Source organism: Thermococcus atlanticus (genome assembly GCF_054657855.1).
In genome coordinates this window covers 978,768-992,039 of the sequence record NZ_BAAHXX010000001.1, presented here as the reverse complement: position 1 = coordinate 992,039, position 13,272 = coordinate 978,768, and the positions used below count along the sequence as shown (strand labels likewise).

Genomic DNA, 13,272 nt, shown 5'->3' with positions numbered 1-13,272 from the left:
CCCATCACCTACGTCTCCACCATTATGCATCTATAAAAGCTGTACTCCACACCCTGACTCTCCAAAAATTCTCTAATTTCCTCGCTCTCCGCCCCCGGCTGGAACCAGAGCCTTCTGAAACCCGCTTCAACGGCTTCCCTTGCGACCTGAAGCCCCACATGGGGTGGAACGACGAAGACTATAACGTCAACGTCCTTTGGAAGTTCCCGAACGCTTCTGTAGCATCTTAGTCCCTCAATCTCGTCATACTTGGGATTAACCGGAAGAACCTCAAAGCCCTTTCCCATCAAATCCCTCAGGATTATGTTTCCGTACTTGTCCGAGTTAGGGCTTGCTCCAACGAGGGCTATCCTCCTGAAGCCATCCACATTCATCCTCCACACCTAAGCTGAAATCAATTTCACCCTTTTTATTCATTGCGGGCCAAAAATGAATAACTCAGGCCGCGCTCTCCGCGGCCTTTTTCTCGCGGTTCAGTGCCGGCCCCTTGCCGTAGGCCCTGAGCACGAGGTAGAGGGCCGTTATGAGATAGCCGAACTGGACTACCACTCTGCCCCACTCCATGCTCACGGAGTAGCCGAAGAGCACCGCGAAGACCGAACCAATAGCCCCGTTGTGGTGCCAGATGCTATCTGATGGAATCCCCAGATTGTAGGCGGTGCTCGCAAAGACGCCCAAGGAATAGCCCTCCTCCTCAGCCCACTCGATAAGTTCGTGAGTGCCGTAGCCCGCAAGGCCAGCGGCGACGAACACGAGCAGTATTGAGCTGAAGTAGAAGAACCTCCTCAGGTCTATGCGCATTCCCACACCGTATATCAGGTACGCCAGCACGAGCGCCCCCGCCAATCCGGCCACGAGACCGAGGAGCGTTCCGGTCAGGTTCCGGGTCATGAAGGGCGTGAGGAAGAGAACCGTCTCAAGCCCCTCCCTGAAGACAACGATGAATGTGAATCCTATTAGAGCCAGGGGGGCTATTGATCTGCTCACCTTGCCCTCTATCTCGGCTTTGATGTTCCTTCCTTTGGTTGCCATCCAGTATATCATGCTGGTTAGGACTATCACCGCCAGGTACGAGGCTATTCCCTCAAAGAGCTCCTTCTCAGCCAGGCCCCCGTAGAACTTCAGTATGCCAATTCCAAGGAGGACGCTGACGCCAACTGAAAGGGCGGTTCCTATCCACACATCCTTTATCTGGTTTGCCCGGTTGGTTCTTCGTAGGTATGCTATTATTATCGCCACTATTATGGCCGCCTCAAGGGCCTCTCTGAATGTTATTAGGAAAGCACCTATATCCATGATACGTACCTCCAAAATCTTTAGGCCAATCTAACATCTCTCGGAAGACCTTATGAACTTTATTTTTGCCAAATTGAAAATTCGAAAGCCCCGTCCGAAAATGACTTCGGATTCCACAGATGCACAGCAGTTCAAACCTGTTTCATTCGAGATTCGGACATATTTCTGAAAAATTCAAAGAATATGCCTTCCCTTACCTCCAGAAAACAAGCAAACAAAAACCTGCAAAATGGAAAGTCATTCCACCCGGTGTTCACCTCAGGAGCCTTTTCCTGAAATAGACCGTCGCCGGACAGCCCATACATTTCTTGCCGTAGATGTAGCACTCCGTGCAGACCTTCCCGCAGGGGGCAACTTTTCTCGTCGGCTCCAGCTTGAAGTCAACGAACTCTGGATAGGCCGGAGACGAACCGAGGGAGACGTCCATCTCCTTAACCGACTCCATAGGCCGTATCGTGTTTTCTATGGTAGCCTCAAGGGCAGAGTAGCTCTCCGCTATGAGAGCCAGGTTTAGGTTGTACTTACCGGTTGTCGTGGCGACGAAGACCGTTCTCGGGCACCTTGCAAAAACATCGGCCAGCTTCTCGGCCTCGTCCATGCTCCGAACCTTGAGGTTCACCACCGCGGAGACAAAGTTCCTCTTCCTGATGTTCAGCAGTGCCTGAACCCTTAAGTCCCCCCGCCTCTCCAGCTTTTCAAGCCTCTCCCTCGCGGAGGGGTGGCTTATCCCCAGCTCCCTCGCTATCTCGGACACCTTCATCCTGCCGTTCTTCCTCAGCAGGCGGTATATCAGCAGGTCGCGTTCGTCCATAAAATCACCTTCATTTTGAAGGCTTCTATCTTCATTTTCCTGGGAAATAAATATAACCATTTCGAAATTTTCTAAAAATCGAGGTGATTTTGATGGAGAAGAACGAGGGGACCGTAGACAGGATCCTCAGAATAGTGATAGGCATTGTCCTTCTCGGCCTCTGGGCGGGCATGAACGTGCCCTACGAGACCGTGCTTCTGATAGTTGGACTTATAGCACTGGTGACCGGACTTACCGGCTTCTGTGCAATTTATAAACTCCTGGGTATAAGTACCTGCAAAGAGTGCTGAGGTGGAAGGGTGAAGCGCGTAACCAAAGTGCTCATAGCATCGGGGGAGCTGCTGATAGCGGTAAGCCTGGTGCTGGTGGCAACCGGCCTGGCAATGAACGATCCGACGTCAACCCTTGGGTCGCTGATGAGCTACGAAACTGCCAGGAGAGCCCACACCATAGCGTCGTACCTTTTCATCCCCCTGTTCTACGCCCACGCAGCGGCGGGCATATACATAGCCCTCGGAAGGTTCGAGAGCCTGAAGAGGCCAGGGGTCAGGAAAGCAGTGCTATCGGTGTGGACGATTGGGATAGCGGTGCTGGTTGTTTCCTGGCTGATCCCCCAGGGGAGCCTCTCTGTGCCCCCGAGCGTCTCCGCCAGCACGGTTCTGACCCTCGAAGAGGTCGCAAAGCACAGCAGCGAAAACGACTGCTGGGTCGTAGTCGAAAACAGGGTCTACAACGTCACGTCGCTGATAGACACCCACCCCGGCGGCAGGGATGCAATACTGAAATACTGCGGCACCAATGCGACTGAGGTCTTTTTCAACGAGCACACTGAAAGGGATTATGAAGTACTCCAGCAGTATTACATCGGCACAATAGGGGAGCCTTTGATAAAGAATGCCACCAAGAGAAAGGAAAAAGACGATTGATGGGTTTTCATTTATTATTTTTTCCGCCCCTCCTGAAAGATTGGCCACATCAGCATAAAAACCATTATCAGGACTATCTCGTAGGTCTCTATCAGCGCCACCGAGGGCCAGTGAATAAAGGTTCCCAGCAGGGCGAGTGCGAAGAGCAGGACGGAACCATACCGGATGGCCTTATCTTCCGAACCCACTCCGTAGAGGAGCATCCCCAGGAAAAACTGGACGAAGAAGTAGGTCGAGACGAAGGAGTGGGGCCTCGTGCCGGCGTGGAAGACCCCGATGAGTGCGAGAAACATTGCTGAGATGCTGATGTAGGCACCTCCAACTGTCTGGAGCTTGTTTTTCGCCGAGATTATCAGATAGACCGAGAAGGCGAGCATGAAAATCGCCGTGACAATGAGGCCGTAGTTGTATATCCATGAAGCGCGTGCCATCTCTGGCGAACCCAGGTCGCTGAGGGCGTTTTTCCAGAAGGAAAACCATGGATTCCTGCTTATGCTCCAAGCCACAAAGAGCCAGTACACTACAACGCCGGCTATTCCGGAGTATTTGAGATGCCTCATCATAACATCAGTTTGACTCAGAGAAAATAAAAGTTTTCCCGAAAATCAAAACTTAAAAAAGTATGAAATATCAGAGAAGCCCCTCTATGAGCTCCCCGACGTTCCCCCGGGCCTTGCCGCGGAGCCTTTCGAGGTGACTGCTCAAAGCCTCTCCAATGCCGTGGACGAAGAGGCTCATTGCCTCGTCGCTGTCGAGTCCCCTCGACCTCAGGTAGAAGAGCGCATCTTCGTCGAACTGCCTCACCGCCGAGGAGTGGAAGGCCGACTCGATTTCGCCGGTGTCGACCTCAAGCATCGGCACGCTGACGCCGAGTGAACCCTCGTCCATTATGGTTATCTGGGAGACCACACCGCTCGATGAGTTCCTGGCGCTCTCAAAGACCTTCGCAACCCCCCTGTGAACCGTCCAGCCGTTCTCGTATGAAAAGCCGTGAACCCTCGTCTCGCTCACCGTCTTTTCGCCGTACTGGAGGACGTTGGTGATGTAATCCACCGAGCTTCCAATGGCTATGGGCATGCCCCTGAGTATCAGCTCACTCTTTGCCCCTTCAAGGGAGTAGTCCTCGCGGTGGTGGCTCATCTCCCCGGCGCTTATGACCGTGAATGCCTTAACTCTGGTTCCTCCCCCGAGGCTTGCCCTGAGGAGGTAGTGGGATAAAGAGCTGTGCCTTCCAACGGTCAGAACCTCAAGCTCGGCGTTCTTAGCTTTGAGCTCGACCACGAGGGATTTAGTCCCTTCTTTAGCTAAATCGTAGATTATTATCGGGGCCCTGACGTTCTCGGCCTCGATGCTTATGTGGTGGCTGATGAATGCCTTAGCTGAGAGGTGGGAGACTATGACGAGGGGCTCCACCAGGTCTCTGGTAATCCTCAGCCTGTACGCTTTCCTGAGGGCGTAGAAGTGGAAGCCGAGGATTCTCGACTCTTCGGACTGAGAAAGGCCCAGCGTCCCCTCGCTCAGCTCAACGCCGGACGGAAGGCTGAACTCGGCCTCGCTTCCCGATAAAACGACGTGCCCCTTTATCGGAACGTTCTTGGCTTCCGCCTCGGTGGGAAGTCTGAGCGGTGAGTTTTTCTCGAAGAGCTTCCACTTGGTGTAGCTCTTTATGGTTGGGCTGTCGCCGTACTTCTGGTAGGTTAGCCTTTCGAGTGCTTCCCTCTCAATGAACATCAACCAACACCCCCGACCTCGCTGAACTCAAGCTCTATGACCTTCTTGAGCACCTCCACGTACTCGAAGGGCAGTCCCTCAAGGATTTCGCTGATGAAGCCGAGAACTATGAGGCTCTTCGCCTCTTCCTCGCTTATACCGCGCGAGTTCATGTAGAAGAGCTTGTCCTCGCCGAGCTTCCCGGTCGTTGCCTCGTGGATTATACTTGCTGTGGGCTCGTCGCTCTGGTTGTGCGGATAGGTGTATGCCTTGCTCTCCTCGTCGAGGATGAGCGAATCGCACGAGACTGTGGCAGTGGAGTTCTTCGCGCCCTTGAGGATCCTCACCAGCCCGCGGTAGATGTTTATCCCGCCGTTGGCGCTTATGCTCTTGGAGACTATCTTCGAGCTCGTGTTTTTGGCCAGGTGCCAGGTTTTAGCGCCGGTATCCTTCATGAAGGGCCCGTTGCTGAGCGAGACTACGTACTGAGCCGTCCTCGCTCCCTCACCCTTAAGGACGCTCGATGGGTAGGTGTAGGTTATCTGGCTGCCGATGCTGCCCTCTATCCACTCGACGTAGGCGTTTTCCTCTATGATGGCACGCTTGTTGTTGAAGTTTATCACATTGCGGCTCCAGTTCTGTATCGTGGTGAACTTGACGGTGGCGTTTTTGTGGGCGTAAATCTCAACCATGCCGTCGTGGAAGGAGAAGCCCTTGTACATCGGCGCGCTGCAGCCTTCAATGAAGTGTATGTAGCTCCCCTCATCCGCAACCAGAAGCGTGTGCTCGAACTGACCCTCCAACGCAGAGCCTATGACGAAGAAAGCCTCGACCGGGAAGGGAATTCTAACTCCCTTCGGCACGTAAACGAAGACCCCACCGCTCCAGAGGGCGTGGTGTAAAGCGGAAAACTTGTGCTCCCCTGCCGGAAAGACCCTGCCGAAGTACTTCTTCACCATATCCGGATACTTCTGAACCGCTTCCTCCATCGGGAGCATGATTATGCCCTTCTTTTCGAACTCCCCTTTGAGCTGGGAGTAGACGCTCTCGCTGTCAAAAACAGCGGTAAGTCCTGAGAGGAATCTTTTTTCTATTTCCGGAATGTTTAACCGCTCGAAAGTTGCCCTTATGTTCTCTGGCAAATCCTCCCAGTCCTTCACTTCCTTCCCAATCTCGGGCTTGGAGTAAAGGGTAAGATTCTCAAGGTCGAGCTCCTCTATGCCCACGACCCACCTTGGCATCGGGAGCTTCTGGAACAGCTCAAGGGCCTTCAGGCGGTGCCTGAGCATCCACTCCGGCTCGTTCTTTATCCTCGAAAGCTCCTCGATCATGTCCCTTGTCAGTTCTCCTTTGAGCTCTATCTCCTTGGGGTACGGGACGGCGGTGCCGAGGATTTCCTCAAGGGAACCGGCTTTGAGTATCTCCTCAAGCCTTGACCGCTGTGCCATCAGCATCCACCGCCGCGAATCCCTTCTCCTCTATGAGCTTTACAAGCTCCATTCCGCCGGAGACCACCAGCTTTCCGTCCTTCAGCACGTGCACCCTCTGGGGGTTCAGGTATTCCAGTATCCTGCCGTAATGCGTGATGAGGAGGATTGAGGTTCCCTCGCTGTGCAGCTTGGCTATTACTCCGGCGATTACCTTGAGGGAATCCACATCAACTCCGCTGTCCGGCTCGTCGAGGATCAGCAGTTTTGGCTTTACGAGATAAGCCTGAAGCATCTCCAGCTTTTTCCTTTCACCGCCGGAGAAGCCTACGTTGAGCTCCCTGGAGAGAATTGAGCCCTCAAGGCCAAGCTCCTGAACCGCTCTGAATATCATGTCATAGGCCTCAACCTCATCGATGCCCCTCAGATTCTTGAGCACCCTCTGAAGGAACTGTATAATCTTCACCCCTTCGACCTCTACCGGGTGCTGGAAGCTCAGAAAGATCCCTTTTCTGGCCCTCTCCTCTGGCTTTGCCCCGGTTATGTCATCACCTTCAAAAGCTATCCTCCCGTTAACAACCTCATATTTGGGATGTCCTGCGATTGTTAGGGCCAGAGTGGACTTCCCGCTCCCATTTGGTCCCATGACGACGTGGAGCTCGCCCGATGCGAGTTCAAAGTCCACTCCCCGGAGGATTTCTTTATCGGCAACCTTAACATGGAGATTTTTCACTTTCAGCATGAGCATCACCGTTCTTTTTATACACGGGGTTGGGTAGAAAAGTACACTTTTAAAACCTTTCTTCGCAGAACTGTGTATTTCCATCGTGGCAGAGAAAAGCTGGAAAAGGGAACTTCAGCCTCCCGCCTGAAGAAGGAGTCCCGGAAGCTGGGGCTGCCTCTGGCCGAGCTCCTGATCGAGCATGAATATGACCTGCGGGCTGTCCCTGGCGAACCTGAGCTTGTCCACTATCTTCTTGACGTTTGCCTCCTCCTCGACCTGCTCGTTGATGAACCACTCGAGGAAGGCCCTCGTTGAGTAGTCCTTTTCCTCCTCAGCGAGGGCGGCGAGCTCGTGTATGTGTCTGGTTATGAACTGCTCGTGCTCGTAGGCGGCCTCAAAGGCAGCAAGCGGTGAGTCCCACTCCTTGGGCGGTTCCTGGACGGCCTTGAGCTCGACCCTGCCGTTCCTGTCGTAGATGTAGTTGTAGAACCTCAGGACATGGCCAAGCTCCTCTTCAGCTTGTGCCTTCATCCAGTTCGCAAATCCCTCCAGGTTCATGTCCTCGAAGTAGGCCGCCATCGAAAAGTACAGGTAGGCCGAATAAAGCTCCCTGTTCAGCTGTTCGTTGAGGGCCTTCAGCATCCTCTCGCTCAGCATCTCCACCACCTCCGGGTATAGTTACACCCGGTTACTTTAAAAGCTTTCCTCATACCAGCCCCTCCCGCTCCAGCACCTCAAGCACGCGCTGAAACTCCTCAAGCTTCCCGCTCGTGACGACCCTCTCCGGCCGGAAGGGGCAGTCGCAGTAGGGGTACTCAAGGAAAGCTTGGTATGTCCCGATCCTCCTGGCTATCGCCACTATCTCCTCCTTGTCCATGCCGAGAAGGGGCCTGTGAACCGGGAAGCGGACGCTCATCGTCTCAAAATACAGGTTCGAGAGGGTTTGACTGGCAACCTGTCCGAGGCTGTCGCCGGTCACTATGCCGAGGGCGCCCCTTTCCCTCGCTATCTCAGCGGCGCGCCTCAGCATTGCCACCTTGCAGACGACGCACGTCCACTCCTGCTTTCTCGCCCTGATGAGGGCCCTGACGTAGGGCTTCAGTATCTCGAAGTGGTTCTCGACTATGAGCTCTATCGGCTCGGGGGAGTAGTCCTCAAGTATGTCTACGACCTTCTCGACGACGTTTCTCGCGTTCAGCCCCTGGTCAAAGTGCACCGCGATGACCTCTGCACCCCTCTTGAGCATGAGGAAAGCGGCAACGGGTGAGTCAATGCCGCCGCTGAGCAGGACGACGACCTTTCCCTGCGTGCCAACCGGCAGGCCGCCAACGCCCCTGAGCTTTTCGAGGAACACGTGCGCCTTCCCGGCTATTATCTCTATCCCGACAACGAGCTCGGGGTTTTTGAGGTCGACCTTCCAGCCGAAGTTCTCAGCGATAAATGCCCCGATCTCGCGGTTTATCTCCACTGAGGTCTTGAGGAAGGTCTTGTCGAGCCTCTGGGTTTCGACCTTGAAGCTTTTTGGACTCAGTCCCTTCAGAGCCCCCCTCAGGTATGCTGGAACCTCTTCGTACTCCATCTCCTTCGCAGGGGACACAGAGACGACGCCGGGGACTTTGGCGATTATTTGGGCCGTTTCGTCGGGGGCATCGACCAGTATCCGCCCCCTGATTATCCTCGCCTTCCCGTCTACCCCCCTCCTCCTCAGAGCGGCGAGTATGTTGTCCCTCAGCTTCCTCTCGAACTCCCTCCTCTTGCCGCCCTTGATGCCGACCTCGCCGTAGCGCACGATTATCACTTCAACCACCCAGGTAGCGGGCGAAGAAGTTCTTGGCTTCTTTCTCGTCTTCGGCACCGCGGATTACCATCCTGCCCGTCTTGAACACCAGTATCTCGGCGTAGTCGTCCTCGAACTGAATGAACTGGCTCGTCTTCAGGTACTCAATGCCGAGCTTCTCAAGCCTCTCCGCGAACTCGTCGAGGTTTATGCTCATGGGCATGGGCGGCGTCACCTGTATGGAGCCGTCGCACATGCGCTCTATCTTTATCCTCTTCTCCAGGAAGGTGAACTCTCTCCTCACACAGGCGGGGCAGTCCTCCCTCCTTGGGATTTTGACCTTCTCGAAGTCCATGCTCTTGAGGTCGAAGAAGAACAGCTCGCTTTCAACTTCTTCGCCGAGCAGAATCTTTGCCGCCAGGGCAACGGCCAGCGATGCCGCGAAGCTCGGGACGTAGCTCATTATTCCGGCTATCGCGCAGGTCGGCAAAGGCCTTTCGGGGAGCTTTGGCATCAGACAGCGGAAGCAGGCGGTCTTTCCGGGGATTATCGGCATTATGTTGCCGTAGGTTGAGAGGACACCGACGTAAATCCACGGCTTTCCGGTCTTTATTGCATAGTCGTTCATCACCTGCCTCGTGTAGATGTTGTCCGTCCCGTCGATTATCAGGTCGGCCTCGTCGAGGAGACCCACCGTCCCAGGGTTTAAATCCTCGAAGTGTCCGGTGACTCCAAAGCGCTCCTTCAGAACTTCCACCTTTGGCTTTCCGACGTCCTCTTTGGTGTATACCGTCCTGGGAAGGTCGCTCTCGTCCACAAAGTCCCTGTCTATGACGATTATCTTCCCCACACCGAGCTTGTGGAGGAAGTAGACCTCCCAGCTCCCCAGGGCTCCAGCCCCGACCACCGCTACCGTGCTCTCGCTCAGCTTCCTCTGTCCCTCGATTCCTATGATCGGGAAGTGCCTCGAAAAGTCCATCCTTATCTCCATCGTGCCTCACCACTAAAGATTTTTTACAGGCCGTAAAAAAGGGTTTTGGAAACCAAAGGTTGCATTTTGTACAGGACGCCCCCCTCAGAACCAACCAAAAAAGATTTCTATGCCCTAGGTTAACCCACACAGGGGATTAAAATGCACCGCTTCAGTCCCGAACATGCACCTGTGCTGGACTCCGAATGGAGGAGGAAGGTCTTTCCGGCGGAGAAGGCAATAGAGTTCGCCGTCGGCGAAGTTCCTCAAAGGGAAGCCGCTGTAGACGTTGGCGCCGGTACCGGCTACCTAACAGTCCCGCTGGCAAAAGCCTTCAAAAAGGTCTATGCCATAGAGGCGAGTCCAAAAATGGCGGAGAAGCTTGAGGACAGGCTCAGACGGGAGGGTATAACGAACGTGGAGGTAATAGTTACTGAGGAGCCCCCTGACATAGGAGACTTTGACCTGGCAGTTTTCTCCAGCGTTCTCCACGAGATGGAGAATCCGAGGGAGTACCTCCGCTGGGCTGGAAAGGCGTTCATCCTCGTGGCCGAGTGGAAGAAGGAGCCGATGCCCTTTGGGCCCCCTGTGGAGGAGAGGCTCTCCCCAGAGGATATTCTCAGACTTGCCGAAAACTTCGAATTGGTGAAATACAGGGAGCTTGAGTACCACTATCTGATGCTTCTAAAACCGAAAACGTGAGGTGATCGCATGGAGTTCTTTGAAGTCCTTCGAAAGAGGAGGAGTGTTAGGAGGTTCCAGAACAAGCCCGTTCCGAAAAAGCTCGTTGAGAAGCTCCTTGAGGCAGCTTTCCTCTCGCCCAGTTCCTTCAACAGGAGGCCCTGGCACTTCATAGTGGTGGACGAGGAGGAAAAGCTTAAGGCCCTCTCGAAGGCGAAGCTTGGCGCTTCCGGCCTCGCAACGGCCCCTCTGGCGATAGTTGTCACGGCGGACGAAAGCCGGAGCGACGTCTGGGTGGAGGATGCGAGCATAGCCGCTGAACACATCCAGCTGGCAGCGTTCGACCTAGGGCTGAGCTCCTTCTGGGTGCAGATAAGGAACAGGATGCACGATGAGGACAAAACGGCCGAGGAGTACGTGAGGGAGCTCTTGAGGATTCCGGAAAACTACCGCGTCCTCTGCATCATAGGGGTCGGCTATCCCGCGGAGAAAAAGCCTCCCCGTGGAGATGAGGTCTTTGAGTGGGAAAAGGTGAGCCTCAACAGGTTTGGGGAGCCGTGGGGGAATGGGGGATGAGGCTGAGGGCACTGCTGGTTCTGGTGTTCATGGTTGTCCTTATTTCCCCTCTGGTGCTTGCTGATGAGGAGGAGGGGGAGTATGAAGCCGGCTACGGGGGCCTGGCCGAGGCAGGCATAGGGCTCATAGCGGTGGGGGTGGCATACTACGCGCTGACAAAGAGGAAGATGATGATAGTCCACAGGAAGTCCGGTGAATGGGGATTTGAGATAAAACCCGAACAGCCATACCTGACCATCCTCGGCCCGGTAACCCCACTTGAGATACACCATGCACTGACGATAACAGGCTCTGTTTTGGCCTTTGTGCACTTCTTCTCGTGCGGGGTTTATACCGGAGCCGCAGGCCTGAGCGGGCTTGGAATGGGAATTACCCTCGTTCTTCTCAACGTAAGCGGCTTTGTGGGAAGATACATCTACGGAAGGGTGGCCAGAGCCTTAATGAGACACGAAAAAACGGCCGTCCTCAGGTTCGTCAGAATGCTTGGCTACTGGAAGGCCGTGCACATAGCAACAACGCTCCTCTTCGCAATCTTCCTACTCATACATCTGGCGGCCGTTGATTAGAGCTTTCGTCTTCCGATGCTGGCCCTTTCAAAATGAAAAAAGTAAAGAATATAAACCTGCAGCATCATAAAACCCCGTGAGACTGTTTTCGGGGGATGGCACTATGGTAAAGGCTCTCGTTATTATTTCGAGCGCTGATGAGAGGGCAATCCCCGGCTTCATGTGGGTGATCAATGCCATAAAGAACGGCTGGGTGGAGGACGTTGAGGTCATACTCTTCGGGCCGGCGGAGAGGGCGGTGGCAGAGGGGGACGAGCTCTTCATACAATGGATAAAAAAGCTGGCAGAAATGGGCAGAACCCCAACGGCGTGCAGGAGAATAGCCGAGGTCGAGGGCTTTGTGGGGCCTCTGGAGAAGTACACAAAGGTTGAGTACGTCGGGAGGATAATAGCGGAAAGGCTTGAGGAGGGCTACGTCCCGATGACGTTTTGATGAAAAAAGCTTCAAAAAAAGGCTTTTCAATCCCCTCCCCAACTTCTTTTCAGGTGAAAAGGGTGCGCAGGGCGCTTTTGATGCTGGTAGTCCTATCGCTTCTCATACCGCTGGTCAGCGCGGGAACCGTCAAATACGGCAGCCTGTCCTTTCATGACGTCACGACCGAAAAGGAACTTCGTGAGCTTGTCTCCTCGAACGAAGGGAGGTACTTCTTTGTATTTTACCACTCTGAGAGCTGTCCCGCCTGCCAGTACATGAAAACGAGCGTCTTCCCAACTACCACCGCTGAAAAGGCACTCAACGGGCTCGTGCTCGTTTCAGTGGATGTCTACAAAGGCCGCCCGATAACGACGCTCCGGTATAAGGTTTACAGCCCGGTGATAGTCATCCAGCCGGACAACGCCGGCTACTACAGACCCAAAACGCCCGGAGAGGAGATAAGCGTCGGAGTCCCGGGAACGCCAACCATGGTCGTTTTCAAGGCCGTTAACGGGACTATGGTTCTGAAGGGGGTAGCGGTAGGCGCTCTGAACCCCGATGGATTAGCATACTTCCTGGAGAAAGCTACTGAAGGGGAGGAACCTCAGGCCACCACTCAGCCCAGTGGACAAAAGCCCCAGACGGAGAACCTTTCAAGAACCTCCAGCGGAAAGAGCAACCTCGGCCTGGCCGTACTCCTGCCAATATTCTCAGCCGGGATCGTCAGCGTCTTCTCACCCTGTGTTCTGCCCGTCATAGTTGGCACGCTCTCCCTCACATTCGCTAGGAGGAAGGTCGAGGCAATAATAGCAGGGATGGTGGCCTCCTTTGCCCTGCTCGGTGCCCTCGTCGGCAGCCTTGGCTCCTACGCCTCCCAGATACAGGGGGCGCTCTACCTCATCGGTGGGATCGGCTTTACTGTTATAGGCGCGAGCTTCGTGAGCGAGCGCGTTAGTGTGAGACTCGAAAGGCTCCTCAGCTTCTCCCCCACCGACAGGGTGGCCTCAAAGAGTGGCCTGGCGTATGACTTCGTCTTGGGTTCGGCGTTAGGTGCGACCTGGCTCGGATGCATTGCCCCCTACGTCGGCTTCGCGGTGATAACAGCGGCTTTAAGCGGAGACACTTTGAGCGGTGTTATCGTTATGGGAACCTACGGCCTCGGAATGGGGCTAACGGTTTATCTGCTGACGGCATCGAAGGACCTCGGCGAGTGGGTTAACAGGAAGCTCCTCTCCGGAAGGCTCTCCCTGAGCGGAAGGAGCAGGGCCAGATGGGAAATCGCTCTTGGGGTGATCCTGATACTTCTTGGCCTGCTGATGCTGACCGAGCTCACACCCCTCAAGCTCTGGAGCTCGCTCTTTGAATCGCTCTCAACAATTTGAGGAGGTGGTCT

Annotated in this window: 17 protein-coding genes; 7 read left to right on the top strand and 10 right to left on the bottom strand. The window is 54.6% G+C overall.

Annotated elements, in window-relative coordinates; translation table 11 throughout:
• Nucleotides 1–8: 8 nt before the first annotated feature.
• The 3 genes from ACYQ27_RS05270 to ACYQ27_RS05260 all read right to left on the bottom strand — a co-directional run bounded on the left by ACYQ27_RS05270 (nt 9) and on the right by ACYQ27_RS05260 (nt 2,107).
• Entirely contained in the window at nt 9–374 is a 366-nt protein-coding gene (locus ACYQ27_RS05270) for a CoA-binding protein (RefSeq protein WP_456452098.1), read from the bottom strand.
• A 64-nt stretch (nt 375–438) separates the two neighbouring features.
• Nucleotides 439–1,296, bottom strand: a complete 858-nt coding sequence (locus ACYQ27_RS05265; protein WP_460041172.1) for an FTR1 family iron permease — start codon at nt 1,294–1,296, stop codon at nt 439–441.
• 253 nt (nt 1,297–1,549) lie between these two features.
• Nucleotides 1,550–2,107: an Lrp/AsnC family transcriptional regulator gene (locus tag ACYQ27_RS05260; RefSeq protein WP_456452102.1), complete on the bottom strand. Its 558-nt coding sequence runs from the start codon at nt 2,105–2,107 to the stop codon at nt 1,550–1,552.
• A gap of 92 nt (nt 2,108–2,199) precedes the next feature.
• Between ACYQ27_RS05260 and ACYQ27_RS05255 the strand changes: the two genes are divergently transcribed.
• Both ACYQ27_RS05255 and ACYQ27_RS05250 read left to right on the top strand, forming a co-directional pair.
• On the top strand, nt 2,200–2,397 hold the full coding sequence (locus ACYQ27_RS05255; RefSeq protein ID WP_460041171.1) for a YgaP family membrane protein: 198 nt from the start codon (nt 2,200–2,202) through the stop codon (nt 2,395–2,397).
• A gap of 9 nt (nt 2,398–2,406) precedes the next feature.
• A complete protein-coding gene (locus tag ACYQ27_RS05250) occupies nt 2,407–3,033 on the top strand; it encodes a cytochrome b5 domain-containing protein (protein ID WP_460041170.1) in 627 nt (208 codons plus the stop codon).
• Nucleotides 3,034–3,047: 14 nt separating this feature from the next.
• Here ACYQ27_RS05250 and ACYQ27_RS05245 read toward each other — a convergent pair whose 3' ends face one another.
• The 7 genes from ACYQ27_RS05245 to ACYQ27_RS05215 form a co-directional block, all read right to left on the bottom strand.
• Nucleotides 3,048–3,596 carry a DUF998 domain-containing protein gene (locus ACYQ27_RS05245; RefSeq protein ID WP_460041169.1) on the bottom strand — a complete coding sequence of 183 codons (549 nt, stop codon included), beginning with the start codon at nt 3,594–3,596 and terminating at the stop codon, nt 3,048–3,050.
• A 67-nt stretch (nt 3,597–3,663) separates the two neighbouring features.
• On the bottom strand, nt 3,664–4,764 hold the full coding sequence (locus ACYQ27_RS05240) for a SufD family Fe-S cluster assembly protein (protein ID WP_460041168.1): 1,101 nt from the start codon (nt 4,762–4,764) through the stop codon (nt 3,664–3,666).
• Nucleotides 4,764–6,191 (bottom strand): Fe-S cluster assembly protein SufB, encoded by a 1,428-nt coding sequence (gene sufB, locus ACYQ27_RS05235; protein WP_460041167.1) that lies wholly within the window; start codon nt 6,189–6,191, stop codon nt 4,764–4,766. The genes ACYQ27_RS05240 and sufB overlap by 1 nt, the downstream gene beginning before the upstream one ends.
• Nucleotides 6,169–6,912, bottom strand: a complete 744-nt coding sequence (sufC, locus tag ACYQ27_RS05230; protein ID WP_460041807.1) for a Fe-S cluster assembly ATPase SufC — start codon at nt 6,910–6,912, stop codon at nt 6,169–6,171. The genes sufB and sufC overlap by 23 nt, the downstream gene beginning before the upstream one ends.
• 114 nt (nt 6,913–7,026) lie before the next feature.
• Nucleotides 7,027–7,551, bottom strand: coding sequence for a ferritin (locus ACYQ27_RS05225; protein WP_460041806.1), 525 nt, complete (start codon nt 7,549–7,551; stop codon nt 7,027–7,029).
• Between the two features lie 49 nt (nt 7,552–7,600).
• Complete coding sequence (thiI, locus tag ACYQ27_RS05220; RefSeq protein WP_460041166.1) at nt 7,601–8,692, bottom strand: tRNA uracil 4-sulfurtransferase ThiI; 1,092 nt, start codon at nt 8,690–8,692, stop codon at nt 7,601–7,603.
• Between the two features lies 1 nt (nt 8,693).
• A complete protein-coding gene (locus ACYQ27_RS05215) occupies nt 8,694–9,662 on the bottom strand; it encodes a ThiF family adenylyltransferase (protein ID WP_460041165.1) in 969 nt (322 codons plus the stop codon).
• Nucleotides 9,663–9,803: 141 nt separating this feature from the next.
• Here ACYQ27_RS05215 and ACYQ27_RS05210 point away from each other — a divergent pair, with 141 nt between their 5' ends.
• The 5 genes from ACYQ27_RS05210 to ACYQ27_RS05190 all read left to right on the top strand — a co-directional run bounded on the left by ACYQ27_RS05210 (nt 9,804) and on the right by ACYQ27_RS05190 (nt 13,261).
• Nucleotides 9,804–10,343, top strand: a complete 540-nt coding sequence (locus ACYQ27_RS05210; RefSeq protein WP_456452336.1) for a class I SAM-dependent methyltransferase — start codon at nt 9,804–9,806, stop codon at nt 10,341–10,343.
• Nucleotides 10,344–10,352: 9 nt separating this feature from the next.
• The gene (locus tag ACYQ27_RS05205) at nt 10,353–10,898 is read left to right on the top strand and encodes a nitroreductase family protein (RefSeq protein WP_460041164.1); all 546 of its coding nucleotides are present in this window, start codon (nt 10,353–10,355) and stop codon (nt 10,896–10,898) included.
• Complete coding sequence (locus ACYQ27_RS05200; protein WP_460041163.1) at nt 10,895–11,464, top strand: hypothetical protein; 570 nt, start codon at nt 10,895–10,897, stop codon at nt 11,462–11,464. Before ACYQ27_RS05205 ends, ACYQ27_RS05200 begins: the two co-directional genes overlap by 4 nt.
• A 103-nt stretch (nt 11,465–11,567) precedes the next feature.
• Nucleotides 11,568–11,897 (top strand): hypothetical protein, encoded by a 330-nt coding sequence (locus ACYQ27_RS05195; protein WP_460041162.1) that lies wholly within the window; start codon nt 11,568–11,570, stop codon nt 11,895–11,897.
• 62 nt (nt 11,898–11,959) lie between these two features.
• Nucleotides 11,960–13,261: a cytochrome c biogenesis protein gene (locus ACYQ27_RS05190; RefSeq protein ID WP_460041805.1), complete on the top strand. Its 1,302-nt coding sequence runs from the start codon at nt 11,960–11,962 to the stop codon at nt 13,259–13,261.
• Nucleotides 13,262–13,272 lie beyond the last annotated feature (11 nt).